Raw genomic sequence first — 14,506 nt, 5'->3', positions numbered from 1 at the left:
GACCGGATCCGGGCGCTCCTGCTGGAGCACGATGACCCTCACGACCTGGAACGCCCCGCGGATTTCGACCTGGACACTTCGCGGGAGTGTTTCGCCCGGCTGGTGAGCGCACTGAGGGAACGCTTCGGTCCGTCCTGCTCAGGGGGCCTGGCTCAGGACGCCAGTTTCTACGGTGTCATCGATGTCCCGGCGGACGCGACGGGTCCTGGCCGGCCCATGCGGTTCGTGATGAGCAACTTCGGCGACTACTTCGTCACTGCTGACGTGGTGGTCGGTGAGGGGGTGCCCAGCGGCGATGCGGGCTTGACCGAGGAGCTCGTGACGTGGCTCGACGGCGTCTGTACGGCAGCGGGGTGCACCTTCGTCCCGGCCGAGTTGCTCCGTGAGCCGTACGACGGACCGACGTTCCTGGAGGCGCATCGAGACGAGGAACTGGTCGCGGCGCTCGTAGCGGCGGGCGAGGTGACCGGAGACGAGGACGATGAGGAGGAGGCGGGGAAGGCGTACTGGCACGACCGGTACTTCGAGTACGTGTGAGACATCTGCGGCTCCGTCAGCCACCGGCGATACTGCCTGTGGCATGGTTCGCGCTTGCTTCGTTTACGCCCTGACGGATAGTGGACGGCAACCGGAGGCTGCGCGCCGGGCTGGAGGAACGCTTCGGGGAGCCCCGGTGTGCTGGGTATGGCGATCTCATCGCCCTCCCGTGAACGTCCTGCGCCGCCCGCCCGCCACCCCTGGCTCCCCGTGATAGGGAAACCCCTACGGCCCGAACCCGCCGGTAATCAACTCCTTGTCCGAGCCCCCCTCCTGCGTGACAATGCGCATGACAAAAGTGCGGGTGGCCGGAGATTCTTCGGTCACCCTCCTCGTACGAGGGGACCCCCACATGAGAAAACCGCTCGGCGCCGCCCTCCTCGCCCTGGCGATAGCCGGGGCCGGCGCCGCACCCGCGGCCGCGGCTGACGTGGACTCGGCCGGCTCCTTCGGCAAGGGGGTGGACACGGCCTCCGTCACGTCGGTCGCCAACGACACCCTCGCCGCCACGGCGGAGACGCTCGGCCAGGTCCTGACCCCCAAGGTCAAGGCCGTCAACTTCGCGGGTACCGTCTCGCTCAGCAACTGCTCCGGCTCGGTCGTCCGGTTCCCCGCCTCGGAGGACAACGACCCCGCGCTGGTGATGTCCAACGGCCACTGTCTGGAGACCGGCATGCCGGGCCCCGGTGAGGTCGTCGTCGACCGGGCCTCCAGCCGGACGTTCGGTCTGCTCAACGCCAACGGCAGCCGGGTCGCCACCCTGCGCGCCGGCAAGATCGCCTACGGCACGATGACCGACACGGACGTGTCGATCTATCAGCTCACCACCACGTACGCGCAGATCAAGAGCTCGTACGGGATCAACGCGCTGACCGTGGCCGACAGCCACCCGACCGCCGGCACGGCCATCACGGTCGCCTCCGGCTACTGGAAGCGGCTGTACAGCTGCAACATCGACGGGTTCGCCTACCGCCTCAAGGAAGGCGACTGGACCTTCAAGGACTCGGTCCGCTACACCTCCGCCTGCAACACCATCGGCGGCACCTCCGGCTCCCCCGTCATCGACCAGGCCACCAACGAGGTCGTCGCCGTCAACAACACCGGCAACGAGGACGGCCAGCGCTGCACGGTCAACAACCCGTGCGAGGTCGACGAGAGCGGCAACGTCACCGTTCACCAGGGCATCAACTACGCCCAGCAGACCTACCAGATCCCCGCCTGCTTCGGCGTCGACAACAAGCTCGACCTGAACGCGAGCGGGTGCGTGCTGCCCAAGCCGTAAGGCCCCGCGGCGGGCGGTCCGTACGTCATCGAGTCGTCCTGCGGACCGCCCGTCCCGCCAGTACATCCGTCCTGCGGCCGTCCTCCATCACGAAACGGCCGTCGACGAGGACGTACGGGATGCCCGTCGGCAGTCGCCGCGGTTCCTCGAACGTCGAACCCGCCGCCACCGTCCGCGGGTCGAACAGCACCAGGTCCGCCCGGTGTCCCTCGCGGACCAGACCCCGGTCCGGCAGCCGCAGCCGCGCCGCCGGGCGCGAGGTCAGACGGGCCACGCACTCCTCCAGCGACAGCACCCCCAACTCCCGCACGTAGTGGCCGAGATAGTGCGGGAACGTGCCGTACGCCCGCGGGTGCGGCTTCGCGCCCTGCAGGATGCCGTCCGAACCACCCGTGTGGACGCGGTGCCGCATGATCGTGCGCACGTTCTCCTCGTGGCCGACGTGCTGGAGGATCGTCGGGCCCAGCCGGTCGTCGAGGAGCAGCCGGCGGGCGGTCGTCCAGGGCGCCTCTCCGCGTGCCTGCGCGGACTGCTGGACCGTGCGGCCCACGAAGTCCCCCAGCGACGCGTCGCTCACGCCCGAGATCTCGATCGTGTCCCACTCGATGGGCACGCCGTGGCAGCCGTCCGCGCCGATGACCTCCATGTGGTGGCGGATGCGCTCGGCGGTGTCGTCGTCAGCCAGCCGGGCGAGAACCGCCTCCGGACCGCCCTCGCTCGCCCAGCTCGGCAGCATGGCGACGAGGGTCGTGCAGCCGGGCGTGTAGGGATAGGTGTCCAGGCTGATGTCGGCGCCGTCGGCGAGCGCCTTGTCCAGCAGGGACAGCAGCTCCGGCGCCCGGCCCTCGTTCACGCCGAAGTTCATGGTGGCGTGCGCCAGGTGCAGGGAGCAGCCCGCCTCCCGGGTCAGGGCCACCATCTCCTCGTACGCCTCAAGAGCCCCGGCCCCGTAGGAGCGGTGGTGCGGGCAGTAGTAGCCGCCGTACGACGCCACCACCCGGCACAGCTCGGTCAGTTCCGCGTCCCCCGCGTACATGCCCGGCGTGTACGTCAGCCCCGACGACAGGCCGACCGCGCCCTCCTCCAGGCCCTGGGCGACCAGCCGGCGCATCCGGTCGAGCTCGTCCGCAGTGGCCTCGCGGTCCTCCCAGCCGACGGCGAGCGCGCGGACCGTGCCCTGCGGGATCAGATACGCGGCGTTGACCGCGATGCCACGGCCTTCGAATCCGGCGTCGAGCCGGTCCAGGTACTCGCCGACCGACCGCCAGTCGAAGTCGATGTCGTCGCCGGAGCCGTTCCAGCCGGTGATCGCGCGGCGGACCTCGGCGAGGGTGCGGTCGTCGACCGGCGCGTACGACAGGCCGTCCTGGCCGATGACCTCCAGGGTGACGCCCTGCGCGGCCTTCGCGCTGTGGTCGGGGTCGCGCAGCAGCGCCAGATCGCTGTGGGCGTGCATGTCGATGAAGCCGGGCGCCAGGACCAGGCCCTCCGCGTCCAGCTCCCGGCGCGCCTTCGGGCGCTGGCAGCCGGCCGCCGCGGCCTCCTGCACGATCGAGACGATCCGGCCGCCGTCCACGACGACGTCGGCGCGGTAGGACGCACCGCCGCCGCCGTCCACGACCTCCGCGTCCCGGATGACGAGCTCTTCCACGACCGCCCCCTCCTAGAAGAACGTACGGATGTAGTCGACGACCGTCCCGTCCGCCTCGGCGACGGGGATCAGCTGCCACTTGTCGAACGACGTGCACGGGTGGGAGAGCCCCATCCCGACCCAGTCACCGACCTCCAGGTCCGCCTCCCCGGTCGTCGCCAGCCACGCGTGCTGGTCGGACAGTGCGGTCACCGAGATGCCGGTGGCCGGGCGCTCGGCGCCGTCGCGCCGCACCACCTGCGCGAACGGCAGGTCGAGGTCGTAGGCCGCGTCCCGCTTGCCCGCGTTGACGAAGGCCTGCTCGGGGGTGGGGCGGGAGACGACCTGGGCCCAGAGCCGGAAGGCGGGTTCGAGGGCGCCCTCCTGCGGGACCCGGTTGAAGGGGGTCAGCTTGCGGTAGTGGCCGTCGTCGTGCGAGACGTACGCGCCCGAGCGCAGCAACTTCAGCACGGGCACGGAGAGTTCGGGGATCTCGGCGAACACGTCGGCCACCGCGTCGAACCAGGCGCTGCCGCCCGCGCTGACGACGATCTCCTCCAGCCCCGTGAACCGGCCCGCCTTGTCGAACTCGACGGCCAGCGCCACGAGCCGGCGCAGCCATGCGTGCACCCGCTCGGGGTCCGCCTGCGGGACCTCGCCCTCGTAGCCGGCCACTCCGGCCAGCCGCAGCGTCGTCACGCCCGCCACGGCGTCCGCGACGGCGGCGCACTCCGCCTCCGTACGGACCCCGGTCCGGGCGCCCTCACCGGCCGCCAGCTCGACCACGACGTCCACCGGCCGGGTGGCCCCGGCGTCGCGCAGCGCCGCGTCCATCAGCTCCACGCCGCGCACGGAGTCGACGTAACAGACCAGACGGAAGGCCGGGTCGGCGGTGAGCTCGGCCGCGATCCAGCGCAGGGCCGCGGCGTCGACGAGTTCGTTCGCCAGGAAGATCCGCTCGGTGCCGTACGCCCGCGCCACCCGGACCTGGTGCGGCACGGCGAGCGTGATGCCCCAGGCTCCGTGCTCGATCTGCCGCTGGAAGAGCTGCGGAGCCATGGAGGTCTTGCCGTGCGGGGCGAAGGCGAGGCCGTGCCGGGTGGCGTACGTCTCCATCAGGTCGAGGTTGTGCTCCAGGCGCTCGGCGGAGAGCGCGAGCACGGGCGTGGCGAAGCCGCCGGTGAAGAGGTTGCGGCGCTGGGCCGCGAGCTCGGCGACGGTCAGGCCGTCGGCGTCCGGGGGGAGGCCCTTGAAGCGGTGGTCGACGCGTTCCTCGGCCAGACCGGCGAGCGCCTCGTTGCTCATGGAACCTCCCTGATCTGTGGTGTTGCATTTGCTGCAACGCCCATTGCGTATATCGCTTACCGCTGTCTAACATCTCGGCCAACCGCGGGTCAACGGAGCCGCCGTTCCACCCGCACAAGCCCTGGAGCTACGACGATCGTGACCATCACCGGACCCTGCAATGCCCCCGACGGCGTGGATGTCGTCGCGCTCGGCGAGTCCATGGTCACGTTCCTTCCCTCGCGGCCCGGACGCCTCGCCGACGTGCCGTCGTTCGAGCGCGCGATCGGGGGCGCGGAGTCCAACGTCGCCTGCGGGCTCGCCGCCGCGGGGCACACCGTGCGGTGGGTGAGCCGGGTCGGGTCCGACGGGTTCGGCGACCATCTGCTGGAGGCGATCGCGGGACACGGCGTCGACGTCTCGGCGGTGGGGAGGGACCGCGGGCGTCCGACCGGCGTGTACTTCCGCACGGCGGGCGACCGGGCGTCGGACGCGCACGAGGTGGCGTACTACCGGGCGGGTTCGGCGGCGTCGGCGATGTCCGTGGAGAACGTGGACCTGGCCGCGGTGCGGTCAGGGCGGGTGCTGCATCTGTCGGGAATCACGGCGGCGTTGTCGCAGGACTGTCTCGGCCTGATGCGGGAGCTGACGGCACCGCGTGCGGGGCGCCCGCTCGTGTCCTTCGACGTGAATCACCGATCGGGGCTGTGGCGTGACGCCGACGGTCCGCGGGTGCTGCTGGAACTGGCGCGTGGTGCCGATGTCGTGTTCGTGGGAGAGGACGAGGCGGAGGAGGTCTGGGGGATCACGGGCGGACCGGACGCGGTGCGGGCGGCGTTGCCCGAGCCGCTGGTGCTGGTGGTGAAGCAAGGAGGGGCGGGGGCGGCCGCATTCGTGTCGGCTGCCGGTTCGTCGTGGCCGGTCGCGCAGTTCCCCGCGCCCCTTGGGCCGGCACAGCCCCCTCGGCCCGCCCGAGCCGCGGCGCCGGACACCTCGGAGCCGACGGTGTTCGTCCCGGCCCCCTCGGTCGAGATCGTGGCAGCGACCGGGGCCGGCGACGCCTTCGCCGCCGGATTCCTCTCCGCCACCCTCCGCGGGCTGCCGGTACGGGATCGCCTGCGCCACGGCCACCTCTGGGCCGCCGCCACCCTCACCGCCCCCGGCGACCTCGCCGCACCCCCCGCCCGCGACACCGCCGACCGCCTGGCCGCCCTGGGCGACGCCGGGTGGGAGAGACTTCGACTCGGCCCCGGCTGGACGCAAGCCATCGAGCGGGCCGACGAGGAGGTACGTACGCCATGAGCCAGACCGTCGACCGGGCGCTCAGCATCCTGCCGCTGCTCGCCGCGGGCCCCGCGGACCTGGGCCAGGTCGCCGACCGCCTCGGCGTCCACAAGTCCACCGCGCTGCGCCTGCTGCGCACCCTGCACGAGCACGGCATGGTCTACCGCCAGTCCGACCAGCGCTACCGCCTCGGCGCCCGCCTCATCGCCCTCGCCCAGGAGGCGATGGAGAACCTCGACATCCGCGAGATCGCCCACCCCCATCTCGTCCGGCTGAACGAGAGCTGCGGGCACACCGTCCACCTCGCCGTGTACGAGGAGGACGAGGTGCTCTACATCGACAAGGTCGAGAGCCGCTACCCGGTGCGGATGTACTCGCGGATCGGCAAGCCCGTCGCCATCACCGTCGCCGCGGTGGCGAAGCTGCTGCTCGCCGACCTGCCCGAGCACGAGCGCCGCCCGCTGGCCGAGAAGCTCGACTACCCCATGTACACGGCCCGTTCGACACCGAACCCGGAGGCCTTCCTCAGGGAACTGGCCAAGGTGCGCGAACAGGGCTGGGCCACCGACCTCGGTGGCCACGAGGAGTCCATCAACTGCGTCGCCGCGCCGATCCGCGGCGCCGACGGCCGTGTCGTCGCCGCGATGTCGGTCTCCGCCCCGAACGTGGTCGTCACCGCCGACGAACTCCTCACCCTGCTCCCGCTGGTGCGCCGTACGGCGGACGACATCAGCGGCGAGTACTCCGGCAGAAACCCAGCGAAGGGCACGGCATGACCGAGAAGACCGCACTCACCCCGAAGACCCACACCACGCCCCCGGCGAAGTTCTCGCACGGCGTGAAGAAGGGGAACATCCTCCAGGTCGCGGGTCAGGTCGGCTTCCTCCCCGCGGTCGAGGGGCAGCCCCCGACGCCGGCCGGTCCCACCCTGCGCGAGCAGACCCTCCAGACCCTCGCCAACGTCGAGGCGATCCTTCAGGAGGGCGGTGCCTCCTGGGACGACGTGATGATGATCCGCGTCTATCTCACGGACGTCGCTCACTTCGCCGAGATGAACGACCTCTACAACACCTACTTCGGGGAGCAGGGGCTCACCCAGCCGCCCGCCGCCCGCACGACCGTCTACGTCGGTCTGCCCGCGGGCCTGCTCATCGAGATCGACGCGCTGGCCGTACTGGGCTGACGCCTCCTCAACCCCCCGCACCCGTGAACGGCACGGCGGCCCGCACCCCCTGGGCGCCGTGCCGCGATCCCCCCTGCCCGAAAGCTCCATGTACTTACGCAGAGGACCCCCCCCAATGCCCCATCCGCTCGCCGCGGCCGCCACCCCCGAGACCCCGTCCCACACCGGCGGCCTGCTCCTCCTGATCGACGGCACGGCCGGTCTCCTCACCGTCGCCGCCATCGGCATCGCCCTGCTGCTCTTCCTGATCATCAAGACGCGCCTCCAGCCGTTCGTGGCGCTCCTCGCCGTCTCCATAGCCGTCGGCCTGATGGCCGGTCTCTCCGTCACCGAACTCTTCGGCACCGTCCAGCGCTCGGACGCCGTGTCCACCATCGAGTCCGGCATGGGCGGCATCCTCGGCCATGTCGCGATCATCATCGGCCTGGGCACCATGCTCGGCGCGATCCTCGAAGTCAGCGGCGGCGCGGAGGTGCTGGCGTCCCGTCTGCTCCGCCTCTTCGGCGAGAAGCGCGCCCCGCTCGCGATGGGCCTCACCGGCCTCATCTTCGGCATCCCGGTCTTCTTCGACGTCGGCATCTTCGTCCTCGCGCCGCTCGTCTACGCCGCCGCCAAGCGCTCCGGCAAGTCCGTCCTGCTGTACTGCCTGCCGCTGCTGGCGGGCCTGTCGATGACCCACGCCTTCCTGCCCCCGCACCCCGGTCCGGTCGCGGCGGCCGGCCTGCTCCACGTCGAGCTGGGCTGGGTCATCCTCATGGGCATCGTCTGCGGCGTCCCGGCGGTGCTGGCCGCGTGGGTGTTCTCGGCCTGGATCGGCAAGCGCATCTTCGTCGCCGTGCCGCAGGACATGGTCGAGGCGGCCGCCGAGGCGAAGCTCGCGGTCGTCAACGAGCAGCGGGAGGCCGGGGTCGAGCCCCAGGAGAACCCGGTCCCGCTCGGCACGGTGCTCGGCATCATCGGTACGCCGCTGGTGCTGATCCTGGCCGCCACGTTCTCCTCGATCGCCCTGGACCCCTCCACCCTCCGCTCGGTGGTCGAGTTCTTCGGCAACCCGTTCGTGGCCCTGACGATCGCCCTGCTGCTTGCCTACTACCTGCTGGGCATCCGCCGCGGCTGGTCCCGCAAGTCCCTCGAAGCGGTGTCGACTTCCTCCCTGAAGCCCGTCGGCAACATCCTCCTGGTGGTCGGCGCGGGCGGTGTCTTCGGCGCCGTCCTCAAGGCCAGCGGCGTCGCCCAGGCCCTGTCCGACACCTTCAACGACGTGGGGCTGCCCGTGCTCGTGCTGTCGTACCTCATCTCGGTGGTCCTTCGGGTCGCCCAGGGCTCGGCGACGGTCGCCATCGTCACCACGGCCGGCATCGTGGCTCCGCTGCTCACCGGGGGCGACCACTCCCAGGCCTTCGTCGCCCTGGTCATCATGGCCATCTCGGCCGGCTCGATCTTCGCCTCGCACGTCAACGACGGCGGCTTCTGGATAGTCGCCAAGTACTTCGGCATCAGCGAGCGGGACACGCTGAAGACGTGGACCGTGCTGGAAAGTGTCCTGTCGGTGGCCGGGTTCGTGGTGGCGGCGGCGCTGAGCCTGTTCGTATAACGATGCGGGGGCTGGTTGCGCGGGACACAGGGTTGTCGACCATACTGCTCGGCTGTGGAGCAGCGCATAGGTTCAGGCAGCCAGCCCCTGGAGGGCGCCGGGTTCGACCCGGCCTTCATCCCCGGTCTCACCTCGCCCGCGTCCGTCGCGCCCAAGGGTGCGAAGAAGCAGGACGCGGCCGACGAGGCCGACGCGGAGGAGACCGCCCTCGACGACGCCGACGAGCCCGGGACGGAGGCCGCCGACGGCATCGACGAGGCCGATGACGACGTGGAAGACGCCGTCGACGAGGACGACGAGGAGGACGCCCCCGTGGACGGCCCCGTCTTCGAGGCCGCCGACCGCCGGGCCCGGATCGTCGTCGATCACAAGGGCGTTCGGCTCACCCTCGACGACCAGGAGTGCGAATTCCGCTGGGACGAGATCGGCGCGATCGAGACCGAGTCCCCGCGCTTCGGGAAGCGCTACACCGTCACGGTGCACACTCCTGACCGCCGTTGGTACCCGATCGAGATCGAGGCGACGGCCAGGAGCAGCTTCAAGGAGTGGGACGAACAGCTCGACGCGGTCCTCGACGCCTACTTCGAAGAGGGTGCCGAAGCCGAGGCCGCCGAGGAGTCCGACGCCCAGTAGCTAGGAGCAGTACTGGGCCTCCTTGCCGATGGACCGGTACATGCAGTCGGCGTTCTCCAGCAGCTGCAGCACCGCATCGCGGTTGCGGGACGTCTCCCGCTCGATCACCTCGTCGGGCGGGTAGAACCCGCCTCCGCCGGACCGCGGGTACATCTCGAAGGTGTACGAGAAGATCTTCTGGTTGCCCCACAGCCAGTCGTCGATCGACCCGTCGGTGATGTACAGATCGCTGGCCTGCTCCGGCGTGTAGCCGTTGCTCGCGGCCATCTTCTGCCCGACCGCGGCGAACGCGTTGCGGTCGTCGGCCGTCATCCCGGTCGTGGTGTCCGAGTACGTGTACCCGAACGGCCACAGCACCAGCTCGCTGTAGGTGTGGAAGTCGATCCCGGCCGTGATCTGCTGCTTGCCGCCGACGACGCGGCTGCGCACGAAGTCGGCGACCACCTTCACCTCGGGCGCCGACTCGGCGGACGCGCCACGGTAGGTCTGTGAGGACGTCGACCCCGACGAGCCGCCGCAGCAGCCCCAGCGGTAGGCCCAGTTGCGGTTGAGGTCGGTTCCGACGGCCGACGAACCGGAGTTGGGCTGGCGGTTCTTGCGCCACGACCGGTAGGAGCCGGTGGCGATGTCGTACTCGCCGCCGTCCGGGTTGAGATCGGGCACGATCCAGATCTCACGGTTGTTCACCATGGACGTGACCCGGGAGTCGCTGCCGTAGTCCGAGGTCAGCTCGCGCAGCAGATACAGCGCCATCTCGACGGTGAGGTGCTCACGGGCGTGCTGGTGATGGGTGAACAGCACCTCCGGCTCGGCCTCGTCGGTGCCGACGTTGTCGCTGATCTTGATGGCGACGATGTTGCGGCCCTGGTACGACGTGCCGATGACACGCCGGCTCGCGATGGAGGGGTTGGCCGAGACGATCGAGTCGATCTCGCTCGTCATCTCCGCGTAGTTGTGATAGCGCGAGTCGCCGGACGGGAAGTCGTGGAGCCGGACGTCGTCCTCGCCGGCGGACCGGTCGGGGACCGCGCCGAGCGGGGTGACGTCGTAGCCGAGCGACCTGAGCTTCTTGATCTGGTCGGCCCGGCCGGAGACGACGACGCCGTGGTCGTCGGTGGCGTCCACGCTCACGCCGGTGCGCTGAAGTGCGGTGCGGGCCTCGGCGCCGCCGTGCAGCCGGACCTCGTACTGACGGATGTCGTCGGCCGAGGAGGCCGCCTTGGTGGCGCTGTCGGCGTTCGCGGAGACGTTCGCCGAGAGCGGCGCCGCGAGGGCGAGGGCGAGCAGGCCGGCGAGGGCGGCGGTCCGTCTGCCGCTCCGGGCGCCTGAGCCGCGTATGCGAAGTCGCATGAATTCTCCTTGTGGGAGTGGGGGGTGGGGTTCAGTGCGACGTACGTACTTGGTGCGGGTGTGGCGCTCATGGTGCGGCGGTGGCATGAACAGGTCAAGGGTGCGAAGGGGCTCGGGGGTGTGAACCATCCGAAAATCGGCCGCGCAGTGTACGCGTACGGCCCTGGTGCCGAGCGGTCCACGGGGAAGTCCACCCGCGGGTGTGAGCCGGGCATGCGGGACGGTGCCGGGTGGGGGAGTGTGGTGATCCGCGCAAGGGGGGAACGGCGGGAGCGACGGGTCGGTGGGGACCGGCGCACCCGCCGCCTCCCGGGCCGCGGACTTCCCGCTCCCTTCGACATCACCCCGGAGGAACGGCTGATCATGGGCGGATCGGCGCCTGGACGGGACCGGCAGCTGCCGGTCGAGACGACCAGCTTCGTCGACCGGCGCGGTGAACTCGCCGCCGGACGCGAACTGCTGGCCAGGGCCCGGCTCGTCACCCTGACGGGGCCCGGCGGCGTCGGCAAGACCCGCCTCGCCGCACGTCTCGCGGCCGGCCTGCGGCGCACCTTCCCGGACGGCGTGCGCTTCGTGCCGCTCTCCGGCCTCGACGACCCGGCGCTCGTGCCGCTCGCCGCAGCCGACGCGCTCGACCTGCCCGACCGTTCCGCGCGGCCACCGCTCGACGCGCTGGTGACACAGCTGAGGGACCGCCGGCTGCTCCTGCTGATCGACAACTGCGAGCACCTGCCGACGGCCTGCGCCGAACTCACCGCGGCCCTGCTGCACGGCACGACCGGCGTACGGATCCTCGCCACCAGCCGCCACCGCCTCGGCCTCACCGAGGAACACCTCCTGGAGGTGCGGCCCCTGCCGGTCCCCGACCCGGACGGCGACCTGTCCGCGCCCGAGGGCTCACCGGCACTCGCCCTGTTCGCCGACCGGACCGCCGCGGTGGTCCCCGGCTTCCGCCTCACCGCCGCCAACCGGGCCGCCGTCGCCCGCCTGTGCCACCGCCTCGACGGGCTCCCCCTCGCCATCGAACTCGCCGCCGTCCGGATACGGGTCCTCGACGTCGAGCAGCTCCTCGACCGCCTCGACGACCGCTACCGCCTCCTCACCGGTGGCAGCCCCGCGTCCCTGCCCCGCCACCAGACCCTGCGCGCCGCGGTCGACTGGAGCCACGAACTGTGCACCGAACGCGAACGGTCGGTGTGGGCACGGCTGTCGGTACTGGCGGGGAGCTTCGACCTGGAGGCGGCGGAGGCCGTGTGCACGGCGACGGGCGCGGCCGACGGGGGAGACGAGGAGCAGGAGGCCATCCAGCGGCACGACGTCCTCGACGCCGTCACCGGCCTCGTCGACAAGTCCGTACTGTCCCGGGAGTCCGGCCCCGACGGCATCCGCTACCGCCTCCTCGACACCCTCCGCCACTACGGCCTGGACCGCCTGCGCGCCCTGCCCGGCGAGGAGGCCGCCGCACGCCGGCTCCAGCGCGACTGGATGCTGCGCCGCGCCGCCGCCTGCGAGCGGGGCTGGTTCGGGCCGGGCCAGCGCGAAACAGCCGCCCGGCTGCGGGCCGACCAGGACAACCTCCGCACCGCCCTCGACTTCAGCCTCACCACCGCGCACGAGCGCCTGGCGGGCCTGCGGCTCGCCGGAACCCTCTGGTTCTACTGGCACGCCTGCGGTGCCCCGCGCGAGGGCCGCCATTGGCTCGACCGCGCCCTCGCCGCCAACCCGGAGCCCACCCCCGAGCGGGCGCGCGGCCTGTGGATCGCGGGCCTCCTGGCCGCCGCCACCCACGCCCTGACCGCGGGCCTCGCCCTCGCCCGCGACGCCCGTCTCCTGGCCCAGGACCTCGACGACGCGGCGGAGACGGCACACGCCGAGTACGTCATCGGCGTCATCACCCTGTTCATGGACGACCTGCCGACCGCGCTCAGGCACTTCGAGGCGAGCGTCGCGCGCGGCCCCGTCCCCGGCCAGCACCTCAGCCTGCACGGGCTCGACCAGGTCGAACTCGCCTGCGCCCTCGGCTTCCTGGGCGAGGCCGACCGTGCCGTGGAGGTCTGCGAGACCGCCCGCCGGATGTGCGAGCGGCACGGCGAGGAGTGGGTGCACTCCTACGTCCTGCGGATGCTCGCCCTCGCCCACACCGTGCGGCGCGACTGGCACCGCGCCGAGCACCACGCCCGCCACGCCCTGCGTCTGAAGATCGCCGTGCACGACGTCATCGGCATCGCCCTCACCCTCGACCTGCTGGCCCGCACCGCCGTCGAGCAGGGCACCCACGAGCGAGCGGCCGCCCTGCTCGGCGCCGCCGACCGCACCTGGACCGCCATCGACCGCGGCCGCTGGGGCTCGGCGACCCTCACCTCCGCCCGCCGCGACAGCGAGGCCCGGGCACGTGCGGGACTTGGCCCGTCCGACTACCGGCGGGCCTACGAGCGCGGCGCCGCGCTCGACCTCGCCCGGACCGTCGAGTACGCCGTCGGCGACGCCACCCGGCCCACGGCCGGCCGCAGGACGAACGGCCGTCACAGATCCGCCCCGTCGACGACCGGCGTCCGCCTCACCCGCCGCGAGAGCGAGGTCGCCGAACTCGTCGCCCAGGGCCTCGCCAACCAGCAGATCGCCGACCGCCTGGTCATCGCCCGGCGCACAGCGGAGGGCCACGTCGAACGCGTCCTGCGCAAGCTCGGCTTCAACAAGCGCAGTCAGATCGCCGCCTGGGTGGCGGCGCAGCGCTGACGCCCACGGCCCACGAGGCCGCCCCACCGCCGTCGACCCGTATCCGAGGGGAGTCCGTACCGATGACCACCCGACCCGTCCCGTCCACCCCGCCGCAGGACTGCTTCGACCACCGCATGGCGGTCTTCCGCAGCGACGACGAATTCCTCGCCGCCGCCCTGCCCTTCCTCACCGAGGCCCTCGGGGCGCCCGACGAGCCGCCGCCGGTCGCCATCGCCGCGCCCGGCAACCTGGACCTCCTGCGCGACGCCCTCGGCGACGAGGTGAAGGACGTCGTCCTCGTCCCGCACACCGAGTGGTACACCGGCTCCGCCGCCAACGCCATCGCCCGCAGCGCCGGTCACCTCGCCGCCAACGCCGGCCCCGGCGGCCGTATCCATCTGCTCATGGAACCCGTCTGGGGCGGGCGGGCCGGACGCTCGCCGCGCGAGACCGCCGAGTGGATCCGCTACGAGGCGCTCGCCAACCTCCTGTTCGCCCCGCTCGCCACGACCGCCCTGTGCGCCTACGACACCCGGGTCGCCGGCCACGCCATCGTCGCCGCCGCACGCCGGGCCCACCCCCACACCGGTGTGTACGTGGACCCGGTCCGGCTCGCCGCCGAGCTCGACGCCGTGCCGCTGCCCTCGCCGCCCGCCGACGCCGAGTACCTGTCCGGTCCGGTCCCCGCCGCCGACGCCGTGCGCACCTGGGCCACCGTCCAGGGACTGTCCGCGGCGGACGGGGAGCTGTTCGCCACGGCCGTCACCGAGGCGGCCGCCGCGCTCGGCCCGCTGGAGGGCGCCCTGCTGTGGGGCGAGGCCCCGGCATGCGTCTGCGAACTGCGTGCCGTGCGCCGCGTCGAGGACCCGCTGGCCGGGTTCGTACCGCCGCCGCGCGTGGAACCGGAACCCGGGCAGGGACTGTGGTTCGCCCGCCAGGTGTGCGCATATGTCGACGTCCGCGACGACCGGGAGGGTGCGAGCGTACGGCTCCAGTACGGGTAGCGGAGTG

The 14,506-nt window shown here is 71.9% G+C and carries 12 protein-coding genes; 9 read left to right on the top strand and 3 right to left on the bottom strand.

Annotated features, from left to right (window positions below):
- Both AC3ETA_RS23705 and AC3ETA_RS23700 read left to right on the top strand, forming a co-directional pair.
- On the top strand, positions 1-537 hold a 537-nt coding region (locus AC3ETA_RS23705), incomplete at its 5' end, for a hypothetical protein (protein WP_432194899.1).
- A gap of 352 nt (positions 538-889) precedes the next feature.
- Positions 890-1,819 (top strand): S1 family peptidase, encoded by a 930-nt coding sequence (locus tag AC3ETA_RS23700; RefSeq protein ID WP_432194898.1) that lies wholly within the window; start codon positions 890-892, stop codon positions 1,817-1,819.
- 25 nt (positions 1,820-1,844) lie between these two features.
- On the opposite strand, the gene AC3ETA_RS23695 is transcribed toward AC3ETA_RS23700, so the two are convergent.
- Together AC3ETA_RS23695 and AC3ETA_RS23690 are read right to left on the bottom strand one after the other, a co-directional pair.
- Positions 1,845-3,470, bottom strand: coding sequence for an N-acyl-D-amino-acid deacylase family protein (locus AC3ETA_RS23695; protein ID WP_432194897.1), 1,626 nt, complete (start codon positions 3,468-3,470; stop codon positions 1,845-1,847).
- A gap of 12 nt (positions 3,471-3,482) precedes the next feature.
- A complete protein-coding gene (locus AC3ETA_RS23690; RefSeq protein ID WP_432194896.1) occupies positions 3,483-4,754 on the bottom strand; it encodes an amino acid deaminase in 1,272 nt (423 codons plus the stop codon).
- Positions 4,755-4,892: 138 nt separating this feature from the next.
- Between AC3ETA_RS23690 and AC3ETA_RS23685 the strand changes: the two genes are divergently transcribed.
- From AC3ETA_RS23685 to AC3ETA_RS23665, 5 genes are all read left to right on the top strand, one after another.
- The gene (locus tag AC3ETA_RS23685; RefSeq protein ID WP_432194895.1) at positions 4,893-6,035 is read left to right on the top strand and encodes a sugar kinase; all 1,143 of its coding nucleotides are present in this window, start codon (positions 4,893-4,895) and stop codon (positions 6,033-6,035) included.
- On the top strand, positions 6,032-6,793 hold the full coding sequence (locus AC3ETA_RS23680) for an IclR family transcriptional regulator (protein WP_432194894.1): 762 nt from the start codon (positions 6,032-6,034) through the stop codon (positions 6,791-6,793). Before AC3ETA_RS23685 ends, AC3ETA_RS23680 begins: the two co-directional genes overlap by 4 nt.
- Positions 6,790-7,200: a RidA family protein gene (locus AC3ETA_RS23675; protein ID WP_432194893.1), complete on the top strand. Its 411-nt coding sequence runs from the start codon at positions 6,790-6,792 to the stop codon at positions 7,198-7,200. Before AC3ETA_RS23680 ends, AC3ETA_RS23675 begins: the two co-directional genes overlap by 4 nt.
- A gap of 115 nt (positions 7,201-7,315) precedes the next feature.
- A complete protein-coding gene (locus tag AC3ETA_RS23670) occupies positions 7,316-8,794 on the top strand; it encodes a GntP family permease (protein ID WP_432194892.1) in 1,479 nt (492 codons plus the stop codon).
- A 54-nt stretch (positions 8,795-8,848) separates the two neighbouring features.
- Positions 8,849-9,427: a hypothetical protein gene (locus AC3ETA_RS23665; RefSeq protein WP_432194891.1), complete on the top strand. Its 579-nt coding sequence runs from the start codon at positions 8,849-8,851 to the stop codon at positions 9,425-9,427.
- On the opposite strand, the gene AC3ETA_RS23660 is transcribed toward AC3ETA_RS23665, so the two are convergent.
- The gene (locus AC3ETA_RS23660; protein WP_432194890.1) at positions 9,428-10,777 is read right to left on the bottom strand and encodes a M14 family metallopeptidase; all 1,350 of its coding nucleotides are present in this window, start codon (positions 10,775-10,777) and stop codon (positions 9,428-9,430) included.
- A 363-nt stretch (positions 10,778-11,140) separates the two neighbouring features.
- Between AC3ETA_RS23660 and AC3ETA_RS23655 the strand changes: the two genes are divergently transcribed.
- A complete protein-coding gene (locus AC3ETA_RS23655) occupies positions 11,141-13,513 on the top strand; it encodes an ATP-binding protein (protein ID WP_432194904.1) in 2,373 nt (790 codons plus the stop codon).
- Between the two features lie 62 nt (positions 13,514-13,575).
- Positions 13,576-14,499 carry an anti-sigma factor RsbA family regulatory protein gene (locus tag AC3ETA_RS23650; RefSeq protein WP_432194889.1) on the top strand — a complete coding sequence of 308 codons (924 nt, stop codon included), beginning with the start codon at positions 13,576-13,578 and terminating at the stop codon, positions 14,497-14,499.
- Positions 14,500-14,506 lie beyond the last annotated feature (7 nt).

The organism is Streptomyces sp. bgisy027 (assembly GCF_057710365.1).
Note: the sequence above shows the minus strand (reverse complement) of the source record. Positions and strands in the feature narration are given on the sequence as shown.

What these genes read in the sequence shown, in the direction of transcription:
- AC3ETA_RS23700 (WP_432194898.1), top strand. Translation starts at nt 890, where the DNA reads ATGAGAAAACCGCTCGGCGCCGCCCTCCTCGCCCTGGCGATAGCCGGG.
- AC3ETA_RS23670 (WP_432194892.1), top strand. Translation starts at nt 7,316, where the DNA reads ATGCCCCATCCGCTCGCCGCGGCCGCCACCCCCGAGACCCCGTCCCAC.
- AC3ETA_RS23690 (WP_432194896.1), bottom strand. Translation starts at nt 4,754, where the DNA reads ATGAGCAACGAGGCGCTCGCCGGTCTGGCCGAGGAACGCGTCGACCAC.
- AC3ETA_RS23655 (WP_432194904.1), top strand. Translation starts at nt 11,141, where the DNA reads ATGGGCGGATCGGCGCCTGGACGGGACCGGCAGCTGCCGGTCGAGACG.
- AC3ETA_RS23660 (WP_432194890.1), bottom strand. Translation starts at nt 10,777, where the DNA reads ATGCGACTTCGCATACGCGGCTCAGGCGCCCGGAGCGGCAGACGGACC.
- AC3ETA_RS23680 (WP_432194894.1), top strand. Translation starts at nt 6,032, where the DNA reads ATGAGCCAGACCGTCGACCGGGCGCTCAGCATCCTGCCGCTGCTCGCC.
- AC3ETA_RS23650 (WP_432194889.1), top strand. Translation starts at nt 13,576, where the DNA reads ATGACCACCCGACCCGTCCCGTCCACCCCGCCGCAGGACTGCTTCGAC.
- AC3ETA_RS23675 (WP_432194893.1), top strand. Translation starts at nt 6,790, where the DNA reads ATGACCGAGAAGACCGCACTCACCCCGAAGACCCACACCACGCCCCCG.